The 14,840-nt window shown below is 71.2% G+C and carries 13 protein-coding genes; 2 read left to right on the top strand and 11 right to left on the bottom strand.

Going from position 1 to position 14,840, the window contains the following annotated elements; translation table 11 throughout:
- The 3 genes from ACZ63D_RS00890 to ACZ63D_RS00900 form a co-directional block, all read right to left on the bottom strand.
- Nucleotides 1-429: CBS domain-containing protein (locus ACZ63D_RS00890; protein WP_465353672.1), on the bottom strand; the 429-nt coding region annotated here is incomplete at its 3' end.
- 35 nt (nt 430-464) lie between these two features.
- A complete protein-coding gene (locus ACZ63D_RS00895) occupies nt 465-647 on the bottom strand; it encodes a hypothetical protein (RefSeq protein ID WP_037713889.1) in 183 nt (60 codons plus the stop codon).
- A 2-nt stretch (nt 648-649) separates the two neighbouring features.
- On the bottom strand, nt 650-1,843 hold the full coding sequence (locus ACZ63D_RS00900; protein ID WP_465352209.1) for a PucR family transcriptional regulator: 1,194 nt from the start codon (nt 1,841-1,843) through the stop codon (nt 650-652).
- Nucleotides 1,844-2,079: 236 nt separating this feature from the next.
- Here ACZ63D_RS00900 and ACZ63D_RS00905 point away from each other — a divergent pair, with 236 nt between their 5' ends.
- Complete coding sequence (locus tag ACZ63D_RS00905; RefSeq protein WP_465352210.1) at nt 2,080-4,350, top strand: FdhF/YdeP family oxidoreductase; 2,271 nt, start codon at nt 2,080-2,082, stop codon at nt 4,348-4,350.
- On the opposite strand, the gene ACZ63D_RS00910 is transcribed toward ACZ63D_RS00905, so the two are convergent.
- A complete protein-coding gene (locus tag ACZ63D_RS00910) occupies nt 4,328-5,362 on the bottom strand; it encodes an FUSC family protein (protein ID WP_465352211.1) in 1,035 nt (344 codons plus the stop codon). The genes ACZ63D_RS00905 and ACZ63D_RS00910 overlap by 23 nt on opposite strands.
- Before the next feature lie 256 nt (nt 5,363-5,618).
- Between ACZ63D_RS00910 and ACZ63D_RS00915 the strand changes: the two genes are divergently transcribed.
- A complete protein-coding gene (locus ACZ63D_RS00915; protein ID WP_465352212.1) occupies nt 5,619-6,188 on the top strand; it encodes a YbhB/YbcL family Raf kinase inhibitor-like protein in 570 nt (189 codons plus the stop codon).
- A gap of 120 nt (nt 6,189-6,308) precedes the next feature.
- On the opposite strand, the gene ACZ63D_RS00920 is transcribed toward ACZ63D_RS00915, so the two are convergent.
- The 7 genes from ACZ63D_RS00920 to ACZ63D_RS00950 all read right to left on the bottom strand — a co-directional run bounded on the left by ACZ63D_RS00920 (nt 6,309) and on the right by ACZ63D_RS00950 (nt 14,563).
- On the bottom strand, nt 6,309-7,394 hold the full coding sequence (locus tag ACZ63D_RS00920) for a zinc-binding dehydrogenase (RefSeq protein WP_465353673.1): 1,086 nt from the start codon (nt 7,392-7,394) through the stop codon (nt 6,309-6,311).
- The gene (locus ACZ63D_RS00925) at nt 7,394-7,678 is read right to left on the bottom strand and encodes a putative quinol monooxygenase (RefSeq protein ID WP_465352213.1); all 285 of its coding nucleotides are present in this window, start codon (nt 7,676-7,678) and stop codon (nt 7,394-7,396) included. Before ACZ63D_RS00925 ends, ACZ63D_RS00920 begins: the two co-directional genes overlap by 1 nt.
- Nucleotides 7,675-8,268: a glycerol-3-phosphate responsive antiterminator gene (locus ACZ63D_RS00930; protein WP_465352214.1), complete on the bottom strand. Its 594-nt coding sequence runs from the start codon at nt 8,266-8,268 to the stop codon at nt 7,675-7,677. The genes ACZ63D_RS00925 and ACZ63D_RS00930 overlap by 4 nt, the downstream gene beginning before the upstream one ends.
- Before the next feature lie 92 nt (nt 8,269-8,360).
- The gene (locus ACZ63D_RS00935; RefSeq protein ID WP_465352215.1) at nt 8,361-9,923 is read right to left on the bottom strand and encodes an FAD-binding oxidoreductase; all 1,563 of its coding nucleotides are present in this window, start codon (nt 9,921-9,923) and stop codon (nt 8,361-8,363) included.
- A complete protein-coding gene (locus ACZ63D_RS00940) occupies nt 9,920-11,605 on the bottom strand; it encodes a glycerol-3-phosphate dehydrogenase/oxidase (protein ID WP_465352216.1) in 1,686 nt (561 codons plus the stop codon). Before ACZ63D_RS00940 ends, ACZ63D_RS00935 begins: the two co-directional genes overlap by 4 nt.
- 55 nt (nt 11,606-11,660) lie before the next feature.
- Nucleotides 11,661-13,139: an FGGY family carbohydrate kinase gene (locus tag ACZ63D_RS00945; RefSeq protein WP_465352217.1), complete on the bottom strand. Its 1,479-nt coding sequence runs from the start codon at nt 13,137-13,139 to the stop codon at nt 11,661-11,663.
- Nucleotides 13,136-14,563 carry an MFS transporter gene (locus tag ACZ63D_RS00950; RefSeq protein WP_465352218.1) on the bottom strand — a complete coding sequence of 476 codons (1,428 nt, stop codon included), beginning with the start codon at nt 14,561-14,563 and terminating at the stop codon, nt 13,136-13,138. The genes ACZ63D_RS00945 and ACZ63D_RS00950 overlap by 4 nt, the downstream gene beginning before the upstream one ends.
- Nucleotides 14,564-14,840 lie beyond the last annotated feature (277 nt).

Consider the following 14,840-nt stretch of genomic DNA (forward strand, 5'->3'; position numbering starts at 1 on the left):
GGGGGGCGGGAACTCCTTCGCGTCTCCCCCACTTCCCCCCCCCCCCCCCCCCCCCGTCCCCCCCCCCCCCCCCCCCCCCCCCCCCCCCCCCGCCACATCGGCGTCCGAACAGAAACCGCGCCCGCTGCGCTTCAAGCACAGCAACCCGAGCAACCGCCCGCTCCCGTCCACCACGGCCAGCCTGCGCCGGGACATCTCCAGCCACGTCGTGTGCAGGTCCGCCTCCGGCGCCACTACCCGCCCAGTCAACCGGCCCGCCCGAGAGGCCGGAAACGCGTCCGGCAGCCCGTCGAGATCCGGCCGTTCCACGACGCTCAGCAGCGTTTCCCCGGCAACGACCAGCGCGGCATGCACATGATCGTCTTCGAAGAGCGCCCGCACCTCGCCGACCGTGGCCGAAGCGGGGAGCACCTTCGGCTCCCGGAGCATCGCCTCGCCGACGGTCGACGCGCCACGGAAATCGGTCACTGCGGATTGTTCCACTCCGCGTCGGCCTGGTCCTCCGCCTTGGTGCGTTCCCGCGCCAGTTCGAGCGCGCGCCGGGCGGTGGCCTCGTCCGGGTACGGGCCGAGCCGGTCCACGCCGCGCGACTGGCGGCCGCGTTCGACCTCGTTCGTGCGGGTGTTGTAGTACCACTCTTCGGACATCGTCAGCTCTCCCATGCATCAGTCGGGCGCGCCGAATCGACTCGCAACGCCTGCATCGCGGTCACCAGTTCGGCCAGGTCCCGAGGGTCGGTCAGCGACCGGTCGGTGAGTTCCCGGACCCGGCGCAGCCGGTACCGGACAGTGTTGGCGTGGCAGTGCAAGGCCTGTCCGGCACGTTCGGACGAACCGCCGTGCGCGAAGTACGCGTCCAGCGTCTGCAGCAGCACGTCGCGTTCCTCGGCGGGCAGTTCCAGCACCGCGCCGAAGACCTGCTCCCCCAGCCGGCGGCCCTCGTCCGGGTCGTAGGCGACGAACGCGGCCAGCGGGCTCGGGTCGAACGCGCGGACCTCGCCCCGCTCGGGCGGGATGCCGGACAGCGCGGTCCGCGCCAGGTGGACCGCGCGCGGGGTTTCGGTCAGCGAGCGGAACAGCGGGCTGACGCCGGTGCGGGCCAGGGCCAGTTCGCGCAGCAGCGAAAGCAGCGCGGCGTACTGTTCCTCGCGCAGCGACACCACGCCGGCCTGCAGCGTCGGCGAGAGATGCCACGCCGAGACGATGCCGAGCTGCCCGAGCCGCCGTTCGACGCCGACCAGGCTCTCCTCGGCCAGCCCGCGTGTTTCGGCCACCACCACGGCCAGCTTCCCGTCCAGCGACAGGCCGAGCAGCCGTCCCGCCTCCCACGGCCCGGAACCGGACCCGCGCTGTCCGGTCAGCAGCGCCTCGGCCAGCGCGGACCGCCGCCGCTGCTGCGCGACCAGCAATTCCGCGCTCGCCGCCCGGTACGCCTCGGTCACCCGGACCGCGTGCTCGTCGGTGACCTGCCACAACAGGCTCGCGACGTCGATCAGCACGTCGGTGCTTCCCGCCTCGCGGGCCCGGGCCGCCAGCAGATCCCACAGCATCGCGCAGGCGATCCGGTACACCTGCAGCACCTCGGGCAGCGGCGCGCCCTGGTGCGCGCGGCGGCGGCCGGTCTCCTTCGGCGCGCGCTGGTCCGGCGCCCCGCCGCCGCCGAGCGCGTCGACCATGAACCGGAGGTTCGCCGCGACCGAGCGGTGCAGGTCGGCGCGCGGGACGATCTTCTCGTCCCGGTACATCCCGATCCGCTCGCAGCTCGCCGCGCAGACGTCGTCGATCAGCCGGGGCAGCCGCTCGTCGGCCCAGGCGACGAGTTCGGTCAGAGCGGCGGTCCGCACAGCGCTGTCCTCCCGGTCGGCTACGCCCCGGATGCTACCCGCGCCCCGCCGCGGGCGCCCGCGCGCATTTCCCTCCCCGAAAACGACCGGTGATTTCCCGCGCGATTTGTGGGCGATTACAGAAATTTTTGTCACCGTCCACAATAGGGCTGGTCGCATTTCCGCTCCGGATGCCCGGCGCGGGCCGCCGTGCTTGAATCAGGAAGAGAAGCACAGTTCCGGGCGAGAGGGCGACGGTGGACGAGCAGCGCGAGGACCAGCCGGAGTTCAAGCCGTACCACCATCCGGCCGCGGGCTGGGGCGCGGCGAAAAGCGTGACGCAGTTCCTCGTCCGGGAACGGGAACTTCTCGCCGGACCGCGGGCGATCGTGAAGATGAACCACGAGAACGGCGGGTTCGACTGCCCGGGTTGTGCGTGGCCGGACGACACCAAGGGCCTGCGTCTCGACATTTGCGAAAACGGGATCAAGCACGTCACCTGGGAGATGACGCGGAAACGCGTCGGCGCGGAATTCTTCGCCGCGCACCCGGTGTCCGAACTGGACGGATGGAGCGATACCGCACTGGAGGCGCAAGGCCGGCTCACCGAGCCGCTGCGCTACGACGAGAAGACCGACCGGTACGTGCCGATCTCGTGGGGCAAGGCGTTCGAACTGGTCGGCGCCGCGCTGCGCGGCCTCGACTCTCCCGACCAGGCCGCGTTCTACACGTCCGGGCGGCTCGGCAACGAGGCGACGTTCCTGTACCAGCTGTGGGCGCGGGAGTTCGGCACGAACAACCTGCCGGACTGCTCGAACATGTGCCACGAAGCGAGCGGCCGCGCGCTGCAGGCCGCCCTCGGCACCGGCAAGGGCACCGCGGACATCCACGACTGGGAAGCCGCCGACGCGCTGTTCATCATGGGCGTGAACGCGGCGTCGAACGCGCCCCGGATGCTCACCGCGCTCGCCGAGGCACACCGGCGCGGCGCGCGGATCGTGCACATCAACCCGCTGGTCGAGGCCGGGGCCACGCGCACGATCATTCCGCACGACTTCGCCCGGATGGCGACGTTCCGCGCGACGCCGACCTCCACGCTCAACCTGCAGCCGCGCATCGGCGGCGATCTGGCGTTCCTCCGCGGGATGGCGAAAGCCCTGTTTGAGATGGCAGATACCGATCCTGATGCGATCAGTTCGGAGTTTCTCGAGACCTACACCGTCGGAGCCGAGAAGTACCGCGTCGTCTGCGAAACCACGTCGTGGGCCGAACTGGAACGGCAGTCCGGGCTGACCGAGGCCGAAATCCGCGCGGCCGCGAAGATCTACCGCGACGCCGACCGGTCGATCATCAGCTGGTGCCTCGGCGTGACCCAGCACGAACACGGCGTCGACACCGTCCGCGAGATCGTGAACTTGTTGCTGCTGCGCGGAAACATCGGCCGCCCCGGCACCGGACCGTCGCCGGTGCGCGGGCACAGCAACGTCCAGGGCAACCGCACCTGCGGCATCGACCACCGCCCCGCGCCCGAATTCCTCGACAAGCTCGCCGAGGTCTGCGGCATCGACCCGCCGCGCCACCACGGACTCGACACCGTCGGCACCATCGAAGCGATGCACCGCGGCGACGTGCGCGTCTTCGTCGGCATGGGCGGCAACTTCGCCCTCGCCGCGCCCGACACCCCCTACACCGCCGCCGCACTGCGCAAGTGCGAGCTGACCGTGCAGGTCAGCACCAAACTCAACCGCAGCCACCTCGAACACGGCAAACAAGCGCTGATCCTGCCCTGCCTCGGCCGGACCGAAAAAGACCTCCAGACCGGCGGGCTCCAGTCGACGTCCGTCGAAGACGCGATGAGCATGGTCCACCTGTCCACCGGGATGAAAAAGCCCGCCTCGCCGCACCTGCTGTCCGAACCCGCGATCATCGCCGGGATGGCCAGCGCGACCCTGCCGGACAGCGCGACGCCGTGGGCGGAGTACGTCGGCGACTACGACCGCATTCGCGACACCATGGCGCGCGTGCTGGACGGCTTCGAAGATTTCAACACCCGCGTCCGCGAACCGCTGGGCTTCCGCATCCGCCAAGCCGCACGCGAACGGGTCTTCCACACGCCGTCCGAGCGCGCCGAGTTCTCCACCGCGGACCTGCCCGACGTCGTCCCCGCCGCCGGAACGCTGGCGCTGGGCACGATGCGCTCCCACGACCAGTGGAACACCACGATCTATTCGGACGACGACCGCTACCGGGGCGTCAAAAACCTTCGGACGCTGGTGTTCCTGAACGCCGAGGACATGCGCGACCGCGGCCTGAGCGAGTTCGACGAAGTCGACATCACTGCCACCGCGAAGGACGGGACGAAACGTTCGGTGCGGCGCTACCGGGCGATTCCGTACGACATCCCGCGCGGCTGTGCGGCGGGGTACATGCCGGAGATGAACGTGTTGTGCGCGATCGGCGATTACAGCGTGCAGAGCGATCAGCCGTTGATGAAGCACTTGAAGGTCACGGTCGAGCGCTCCGGGTGAGAGCGGCGGTGCGGCACGGGGCACGAACGAGCACCGCTGCCCCGATGCCAGCCGCGACACCGACGAGTGTGTCGGCCACCCGCGCGGTGAGCAGCGTCGCCGGTGCGGCGGGCGCGGCCAGTTCCGTCATGACCAGGATCAGCGGGGTGAAGAACCCCAGCGCGATCCCGTAGTGCCGGGACATGAACAACTCCGTCGGGAACAGCAGCACGATGACTGCCAGCGCCAGCGGCGCAGCCCCGAAACCCGGCAGCAGCAGCAAAGCCGTGACGACCAGTCCGGCCAGCGTCCCGAAAACTCGATGCGCGCTGCGGTCCAGCACACTGCGCAGGCCGGGATGCAACCGGCTCCGCGGGTCGGCCGCCGCGAGCGGCACCGCCGCCGAGGCCATCGCCCAGTTCGCGTGATCCACGCCGAGCAGCAGCCCGACCGCGCCCGCGGCAGCGATCGCCAGCGCGTACCGCGCCGCGTGCACCACCGCACACGCGGTACCGCATTCCGGCGCGCACGTCGGCGTCGCCGGAGCGGCCGGGCGTTCCGGCCCAGTCAGTCCAATGAGGACACATCCGGCGATCGTGCCCGCGCACAAGGCGATCGCCGCCCACGGTTCGACCCGGCCAGCGGGCACCAGCGCGATCGCACCGAGGGCGAAGATCCCGAAAAACGGCCCGCGCGGGCTCAACTCCAGCCGGTTCGTCACCAGCGCGCAGCCGAACGAAAACACCGCTTCGACGACCACCAGGAGCCACGGCGGAGCGTGGCACGCCGACAGCAGCACACCCAGCGAGACGCCGCTCAGCAGCACCGCACCCGCCTGGAGCTGGTGCCGGAACCGGAGCGCCCGCGATTCGGACCGGCCGTACATCCCGGCGAACGACCCGAACGCGGCGAAAATGATCAAGTCCGGACGGCCCGCCGCGAGCAGCGCCAGCCCGGGAACGAGCAGCCCGGCCGCGACCCGGGTGGCGTGCCGCCATTCGCCGCCGGACGCGCGCGCGGCCGAGGTCGCCACCTGTCCTCCGCTCGCATGTCCTGCCGTTGCCGGGTCGTCCCACGCTACCTTCGGAAAGGGTGGAAACCGCTCGGATTGTGGCGCGCCACAACGAAGTCTGCGCCAGGCGTCAATTCGCTCCCGGCTGCCGCGCCGCATGTCACTCTTGGCGGGAAACGTGGTACTCCCTGCCACTGGCGCGACCGTCCTCGCCGGTTCCGGAGCACACTCTTCCCCCGAAAGGACAAGAGACCGCCAGCAGACTCGGGAGCCTCCAGTGAGACGCACCAGAATCGCTCTCTTCGCCCTGCTCGTCCTCTGCGCCGCGAGTTCCGGCACCGCCGCCGCGTCGGCGAAGCCGGGACGCGCCGCCTTCGCCCTCTCCAGCACCGCCTTCGCCGACGGCGGGATGATCCCCAAAGTCCACGACTGCTCCAGCAGCGGCGACGGCGACCCCGAGAAGAAGGACGAGTCGCCGCCGCTGGCCTGGTCCGGAGCCCCGGACGCGGCCAAGAGCTACGCGATCGTCATGCACGACCTCGACAACGGGATCATCCACTGGGTCATCTACGACATCCCGGCGAGCACCGCCGAACTGCCGCAGAACGTCGAGCACGCATACCAGCCCGCGGTGCCTGCCGGGTCACGGCAGGCCTACTACCGCGGCAGCGCGAACTTCTTCGGATACCAGGGCCCGTGCACGACGGACCACACCTACGAATGGGCCGTCCACGCGCTGAACAAGGAGTCGCTCACCGAACTCGACGCCAACTCGTCCACCCAGGCCGCCGAAACGGCCATCGACGCGGCGACCATCGCGACCGCTTCGCTGCGCGGCACCTCGTAGCGGGGTTCGGGGTGCGGTCTCAGCAGGCGATCCCGGCCGGACCGCGCCCCGCCGCACACGCATCCCACCGCCGATCCATCAAGCCACGCAGCGCCGCATAACCGCGTCGGGGGCGCGCTTTCAGAAAGTGACCACCTGACGGACCGCGCCCCCGTCCCGCAACCGGTCGAAGCCCGCGTTGATCTCCTCCAGCGCGATCGCATGCGTCAGCAACGCCTCCACCGGCAGCAGCCCCGCCTGGTACAGCGTGATGAACCGGGGCACGTCCCGCCGCGGCACGCACGAGCCGAGGTAGCTGCCCCGCAGGGTTTTTTCCTCGGCTACCAGGCTTTGCGCGGGCAAGGTCAGCCCGACCGAGGGATCCGGCAAGCCCACGGTCACGGTGGTCCCGCCCGGCCGGGTCGCCTCGTAGGCCTGGCTCAGCGCGGCGACCACGCCGGTGGTGTCGACGGCGTAATCGACGCCGCCGCCGGTCCGCTCCCGGATCTCCGCGACATCCCCGGCCAGCACGTGCGTAGCACCCAGCGATCGCGCCAGTTCTCGCTTGCTCTCGACCGGATCGATCGCGAGCAGGGTGCTGGCGCCGGCGGCCTTCGCGGCGAGCAGCGCGGACAGCCCGACCCCGCCGAGCCCGAACACGGCCACGCTGTCGCCGGGCCGCACGTCCGCCGCGTTGAACACCGCACCGGCGCCGGTCAGCACCGCGCAGCCGAACAGGGCCGCTATCTCGAACGGCAGCGTCTTGTCGATCCGCACCGCCGACCGTTCGGACACCACGACCTGCGAAGCGAACGCCGAAACCCCGAGGTGGTGCAACGGGTTCCCGACCGGCGACGACCATCGGACGGCTCCGCCGAGCAGCGTGCCCTCGCGGTTGGCCGCCGCGCCGGGACCGCACAACGCGGGGCGGCCCGCCGTGCACGGGACGCAGTCGCCGCACGAGGGGACGAACGTCAGGACGACGTGGTCACCGGGCTGGAAATCGCTGCCCGGCCCGGCCTCGACCACCTCACCGGCCGCCTCGTGGCCGAGCACCATCGGCACTGGACGGGGCCGCGACCCGTCGATCACCGACAGGTCGGAATGGCACAGCCCGGCCGCGCGCACCCGGACCAGCAGCTCGCCCGGGCCCGGCGGGGCGAGCGTCAGCGTCTCGATCTCCAGCGGTTTCCCGACCTCGCGCAGAACCGCGCCGCGGACCTCCATCACGCGCCTGCCGGAACGCAGCGGGTGACCTGCCGGTCGGACAGCAACGGCACGACCTCGCCGAGCACGATCCGCGTGAAATGCTCCGACTCGCAGTGCGCGGCGAAGTCCGCCTCGCTGCCGTACTCCTCGACGATCACCACGACCCGGTCCTCGATTCCCGTGTGGACGGTGTAGCGCAGACAGCCGGGCTCGCGCCGCGACGCCTCCGCCATCGGGCCGAGCAACTCGACGACCCGGTCCCGCTCCGCGGTCTCGTACCGGGCCACCACCACGAAACTCATTCTTCTCCCGTACGCAGCCGGGTCCGGGTCAGCGACCACAGCCCCGGATCGGAGGACGCGGCGGCCGCCGCGCCCATCGCCAGCGAATGCGCCACTCCGTCGCGGTCGGTGACGAAACCGGCCGCGACGAACGGCGACATGACTTCCCGCGCGGACTCCGACATCCACGGGATGATCGGCGCGGGCATCAGCTCGACCAGGTCCGGGCCGCTGCGCTTGACCGCCTCCAGGCTCCGGTTCAGGTTCGACCGGTCGGTGACGAACACCTTGTGCATGGTCAGCATCGCCAGCGCCCGCGCCCGTTCGATCGGCGCGACCCGGGTGCTGACCACCCCGGCCGCCCCGATCTCCCGGAGGAAGTCCACGCCCGCCCGGTCGGTGGCGAGCCCGGGGCACGAATCGATGTTGACGAACACGAGCTTGTCCCGCCCGGCCAGCGCCGCGACGATCTTCGGCAGCTGCCCGACCGGCACCGACGCCAGGATCCCGACCCGCGCCGCCGCGGCCACGAAATCCGGCACCTTCGCGACGCCGACGACCGACGCGCACACCGGGACGTCCTCGAACGCCGCCGTGATCTTCTCGTTCATGGCCTCCACCGTTTCATGCCCTCCCGCCGCTCCCCCGTCCCCGCCGTCTCCGGTCCTCACGGACGGCCCCGCTCCGCCGCCCGCGCGGCCGGTCAGCTGGCCGAGTCCAGCGGGTTCGGGCCCAGCTCGGTGGGCAGGCCGAGCTTGCCGGGGTTGAGCAGCCCGGCCGGGTCCACCGCGCGTTTGACCGCGACGAACGTCCCGAACCCGGTGCCGAGCGCGTCCGCCAGGTACGGCCCGCGCAGCAGCCCGGACCCGTGGTGGTGGCTCAACGCCGCCCCGTGCCGTACCAGCACCGCGTTCGCGGCATCCCAGGCCGACCGGTACCAGTGCCGCCGCTTCTCCGGCTCGACGTCGCCGCGCAGCGAGAAGTACAGGCAGGCCCCGTCGGTGTAGGCGTGCGACTGGTGCGCAGACGCCGCCAACGTCCCCGGCACCGCCTGGATCGCGGCCACCACCTCGTCGTAGATCGCGGGCAGCGCGGACCACGAACCGGCCATCTCCAGGGTGTCGGCGACGAAGCCCGGCCCCGGCGCGAACCCGTCGGCGGACTTGCCGACCAGCATCCGCTCGTCCAGCCAGCGGTCGAACACCGGCTGACTGTCCACTTCGGACCCGATTGCCGCGCATTCCTCGGCGCTGACCTGGATCATCGCATCGACCAGCACCGGATCGCCCTCGTCGGCGATCAGCAGCAGGTTGGTCTCCGGGTGCCCGAAATGCGTGCCGCTCTCCAGCTTGTCGTACAGCCGCATCGCGGCCGGGGTCGCGCCGCGCTGCATGATGCGGCGGCAAGCGTCGAGCCCCGCGGCGAAGGTCTCGAAGCCGTACGCGATGGCCTTGGAGTACGTCGGCAGCGGGTGCGTGCGCAGCCGCACCGCGGTGATCACGCCGAGGGTGCCCTCCGAACCGACGAACAGCTGCCGCAGGTCCGGACCGGTCGCGGCGCGCGGGTAGTCGCCGAAGCGGGCCAGGGTGCCGTCGGCGAGGACGACGTCGAGGCCGACGACCATGTCCTCGATTTTCCCGTACCGGGTGGACAGCTGGCCCGCGCCGCGGCAGGCCACCCAGCCGCCGACCGTGGAGATCGCGAACGCGGACGGCCAGTGCCCGGTGGTCGCGCCGTGCGTCTCCTGCAGTTCCTTCTCGAACAAGTCGCCGAACATGCCCGCCTGCACTTCGACGATCTGCGATTCGGCGTCGAACGACACGATCTTGTTGAGCCCGCACACATCCAGCACGACCCCGCCGTACACCGGCAGAGCCGCGCCAGTGACGTTGCTGCGTCCCGCCGACACGGTCAGCGGCACCCGGTGCTCGCCGCACAGCCGGACCGCGGCCTGGATCTGCTCGACGGTGCTCACCTCGGCGATCACCGCGTCCGGGGTCGCCGGGGCGCCCGCGGTCTCGCCGATCATCGAGCCGGCCCACCAGTCGCGGGTGCGCAGCACGACTTCGTCGCGTTCGGTGTGCACGGCGTCCGCCAGCCCGCGCAACGCCTCGGTCAGCTCGGCGGGCACGGCCACCGCGGCCGTCTGCAGCGACGCGTCGCCCTTGCCCGGCTCGGTGCGCCCGCCCCAGCGCGGCGGCGTCGGCGCGCCGACCACGTAATTGCCCCGGTTGAACGGGTGCGTGACAGTCTGACGGCTGATCATGCGTTGGCTCCCAACAGGTTTTCTCCGAACAGGATCGACTTCTCCCGGGCGACGTCCGCCCGGTACTGCTCCACTTGCGCGGCCACGGTTTCCGCGCTGAGGCCGAGTTCCGCGCCGAGCAGTTCGCCCACAAGCGGGGCGGCTTCGACCGACGCGTCCCGCGCGAACAACCGCAGCCGGGTGCGCCGCGACAGCACGTCGTCCACCGAACGCGCCATCTCCGAGCGGGCCGCGAACACAACCTCGGCCTTGAGGAACGGCTGCCCCTCGATGAGCGGCTCCCCCAGCACGGGGTTCTCGTCGGCCAGCGCGCTCACGAACCGGGCCTCGGTGCCGTAGCGGCCGCCGAGGTGCGCGGCGACGCCTCCGGTCGCGGCGGTCGCCTCCGCGTCGTATCCGGCCCCGCCGAGCAGCGGCAGGTTCTTGGTGCGGCACTTGGCTTTCCGGCCCAGCAGGCCGAGTGCCTTGTCCACCACCAGTTCGCCCATGTGCCGGCTCGTGGTGAGCTTGCCGCCGGTCACCGTGACCATGCCCGCGGACACCGTGATGTGGTGGTCGCGGCGCATGTCCAGCGTCGCGCCCTCCTTGCCGCCGACGAGCGGGCGCAGACCCGCGTAACTGCCCAGCACGTCGCTGGCGTCGAGTTTGGTGTCGAAGGCGATCTGGGCTCCCTCCAGCAGGAAGTCCATCTCCTCGCGCGTGCAGTGCACGTCGTCGGTCGAGCCGGTGTAGTCGGTGTCAGTGGTGCCGACCACGACAACGTCGCCCCAGCGCGTGCAGGTCGCCCGCCGCGCGCGGCCCGGGATCGGCACGGTGACCGTGCAGTCGTTGCGGATCTTCGCCCACGGCAGCACGATGTGCACGCCCTTCGCCGGACGCACCTGGGGCTGATGCCCGCGGTCGGCCATGCCCTCGACCCGGTCGGCCCAGACGCCGGTCGCGTTGACCACGACGCGCGCCTGGATGTCGATCTGCTCGCCGTCGGCCTGAACGGTCGCGCCGGTGACCCGTCCGCCCGCGGTGCGCAGGCCGGTCACCTCGGCGCCGTTGACCACCACCGCGCCGAGCCGGGCGGCGCTGCGCACGATCGCCAGCGTCAGCCTGGCGTCATCAGCACGGCTGTCGTAGTACATCAGGCCGCCCTTGAGGTTTTCCGCCCGCAAGGTCGGGGCGTGCGCGAGGACCTCGTCCACGGTCAGGCGCTGGTGCAGTTTGCCGATCCGCCAGCCGCCCGCGAGATCGTAAGTCCACAAGAGGCTCTCGAACGCCTTCGCGATGCGTGCGTCGAACACCCCGTCTTTGGCCAGGATCGGGAACAGGAAAGGCAGCCGTTGCACCAGATGCGGGGCGTTGCGGCGGAACCGCTGCCGCTCCAGCAGCGAATGCCGGACCAGGTCGAGGTTGCCCTGCTCGATGTAGCGCAGCCCGCCGTGGACCATTTTGGACGACTTGGACGAGGTGCCGGACGCGAAGTCGTCGCGCTCCACCAGCGCCACTTTCAGGCCGCGGGAAACGGCGTCCAGCGCGGTGTAAGCACCGGTGACGCCGCCGCCGATCACCAGCACGTCGAACGTGCCGGTTTCGAGGCCGGTCAGCGCGGCACGGCGGTCGAGCCGCAGCGGCGCGGACAGGGTCGCCCTCGCGGCGACGGCGTTCGGCCGTCGGGACGGCAGTGTGAACATGAGGTTGTCTCTCCACTCAAAAGTTGAAAACGTCCACTAAGGACGGTCGAGACGGTCAGGACAGCGACGCCGCGAGAACGTCCTGCCAGCGGGCACGCAGTTCGCGGCGTTCGTCTTCGGGCAGCCGAGGTTCGAAGATCTCGCCTTTTCCTTGGTGTGCGACAGCTTCGGCCAACGACGGCCACACGCCGAGCCGGACGCCCGCGAGGTACGCGGCACCGCGCAGGCTGGCGGTCGCCGAATCGGCCACTCGCTCGATCTCGGCTCCGGCGAAATCGGCTTGGCTTTGCAGAAGGACGTCGCTGGCGGCCAGTCCGCCTCCGGCGCGCAGGCGGGTCACCGGCCGGTTCATCGTCGTCCGCAGCGCGTCGACGGTGTCGCTCACCGCGTGCGCGATCCCGTCGAGCACCGCGCGCGCCACCACGTCGCGGGTGGTGGCCAGGCTCAGCCCGGTCAGCAGCCCGCGCGCGCCGGGGCGCTGCACCGGTGTCCGCAGCCCGGCCAGCGTGGGCACGAACCAGGTCGAGGTGCTTCTCGGCTGGGCCGCGGCGAGTTCGCTGATCTCGGCCGCGGAACGGAACAGCCCGAGGTCCTCGGTGAGCCACCGCAAGGCGGAACCGGTGGTCGAGGTGTAGGCCTCCAGGCTGAACCGGCTGTGTCCCGCGCCGCGCCAGCCGACGAGGCACAGCACGCCGTCGACCTCGCCGAGCCCGTCCGGCGGTTCGTCCCCGGCCAGCGCGCCGACGAAGGTGCCGGTGCCGTGCACGCAGGTGCCCTGGCCCGGGGTCAGCGCACCGAGGGCGATCAGCGAAGCGTGCTGGTCGCCCATCACCGCGGCGATCGGCACCTCGATGCCGAGCAGCGCTGGGTCGGTGTACCCGAAATCGCCGTCGTCGTCGACCGGCGGCGGAGCCAGTTCGGCCGGGAAACCCAGTGCTGCCAGCCATTCCCGGTCCCACGCGTGCTCGCGCAGCCGGTATCCGCCGAACGCGACGGCGTTGGTCGCCGACATGACATGCCTGGTGCGGCCGCTGAGATGCCACACGAGCCAGGTGTCCACCGCACCGAACAGCACGCGATCGGCGGGCACGTCGAGCTGCTCGAGCTGCCGCGCCGCCCACAGGAACGGGGCGCGGGTGCCGACCGGGCGTCCCGTCCGCTCCCACAGCACCGGATCCCACCCCGGGGCGAGCTTCGCCAGCTCGTCGGCGTACCGCGTGTCCTGCCATACCACCGCCGGAGCCAGCGGCTGCCCGGTCTCGCGGTCCCACAGGATCGCGGTCGCGCGCTGCGTGCACACCGACATCCCGACGATCTCGACGCCGTTCTCCCCCGCCCACGCGATCGCTTGGCGAGCGACGTCGACCGTGCGCTCCAGCAGTTGCGTCGCGTCCTGTTCCACTCGCGACGGTTCGGGATGGACGACGTCGACCGCGGTGTAGAACGACGGCCCGCACACGCCGTCCTCGCCGACCACTGCCGCTCTCGTGCCGGTCGAACCCTCGTCCACGGCCAGGATTCCGCGCCGCGTCATGCCGCGCTCCCGGCCGTCTTGAAGACGATCTCCTCGTCGTCGGGGTCGATGCCGCTGCGCGTCGGGTCCCAGCGCACGATCAGGCAGGACACCAGGCCGAGCGCCGGCACCACGGCGAGCAAGGCGATCGTCGGGCCGAGGCCGATCGCCTCCTTGATCTGCGGGAACACATACAGCCCGATGACACTGCCGAAGCTCCCGAGCATGCCGGTGACGCCGGTGCCGAGGGTGCGCACGTCGCTGCGGTAGGACAGCGCCGCGATCGACTTGCCGTTCGCGCCGGGTCCCGCGGAGTGGAAGAAGATGAACAGGAACGGCAGCAGGAACCCGATCGCGATCGGCAGCTTCCCGAAGCCGAGCCCCATCACCAGCAGGATGGCGAACGCGAACGCGTACCCGATCGCCGAGCTGACCCGCAGCCCGATCTTGCGGCCGAAGTAGGCCGAAAGCGCTCCGCCGACGATCCCGGCGACGTTGAAGATCATCGACCCGAGCGTGGCCGTTTCGAACTTGTCGCCGAAGATCGCGAGGCTGATCACCGGCAGGTACCAGCCGACCGCGAAGTACTGCATCGCCTGGGTCAGCGAGATCGCCGTGGACAGGAAGGTGCGCGGCAGGTAGGGCTTGCGGAACAGCACGCCCGCCTGCCGGAACCCGATCTTGCGCTCCTCGGCCGCTTCTTCACCGCTCGCGGTTCCCGGCGTCACGTCGAAACCGTAGATCCGGCGGAGGCTCCGCGCCGCCTCGGGCAGCCGTCCCTTGGCCGCGAGCCACGACGGGCTTTCGGCGAGGAACGCGATCTGCAGCACCAGCAGCGCGAGCGCGAAGACCCCGGCCGAGCCGACCGACCAGCGCCAGATCTCCACCGCGACGCCGGCTTTGTAGAACACCAGCGTCAGCGCGAGGTTCACCGTGGTGGCCACGTACCAGACGGACTGCCACAGGTTCAGCCGTCCGCGCAGCTTCGCCGGCGTGTACTCGGCGAGCAGGGCCATCGCCACCGCGAAGTCGATGCCGTAGGCGACGCCGACCAGCCCGCGCCCGGCCCAGACCGCCTCGAAACCGCCGCCGGTGGCGGTGAGCACCGCGCCGAGCCCGGCGATCGCCTTGGCCGCGATCAGCGGCTTGACCCGGCCGATCCGGGCGGCCAGCCAGCCGCCCGCCGGGTTGAACAGGATGGCGACCGCCGGAGCGGTCGCGGTGAGCAGGCCGACCTGGCCCGCGCTGAGCCCCAGTTCCTTGGTCATCGGCGCGAGACCGGCGCCGAGCGCGGCGTTCGAATAGGCGTCGAGGAACAGTCCGCCCAGGACCAGGTACCACAGCAGGTTCGCCTTGCGCGGCAATGTGGACAACGTGTTGATCAGCGCGGTGACCTGCGAGACATTCGCGATCGATCGCGGCGTTGCGACCGTGGGAGAACTCATGGACCGCCAACTTTCTGCGCTGGCTGTCAGCGATCCCGGCATACGAAAAACAGACACGACGAAGACCGCTGACAGTGGCTCTTCGTCTGTGCCTGTCTGAGAACGCAAGATTAAGCGGCGGGGGGGGGGGGGGGGGGGGGGGGAGGGGGGGGGGGGGGGGGGGGGGGGGGGGGGGGGGGGGGGGGGGGGGGGGGGGGGGGGGGGGGGGGGGGGGGGGGGGGGGGGGGGGGGGGGGGGGGGGGGGGGGGGGGGGGGGGGGGGGGGTGTGGGGGAGGTA

Source organism: Amycolatopsis sp. NPDC104775 (genome assembly GCF_055583325.1).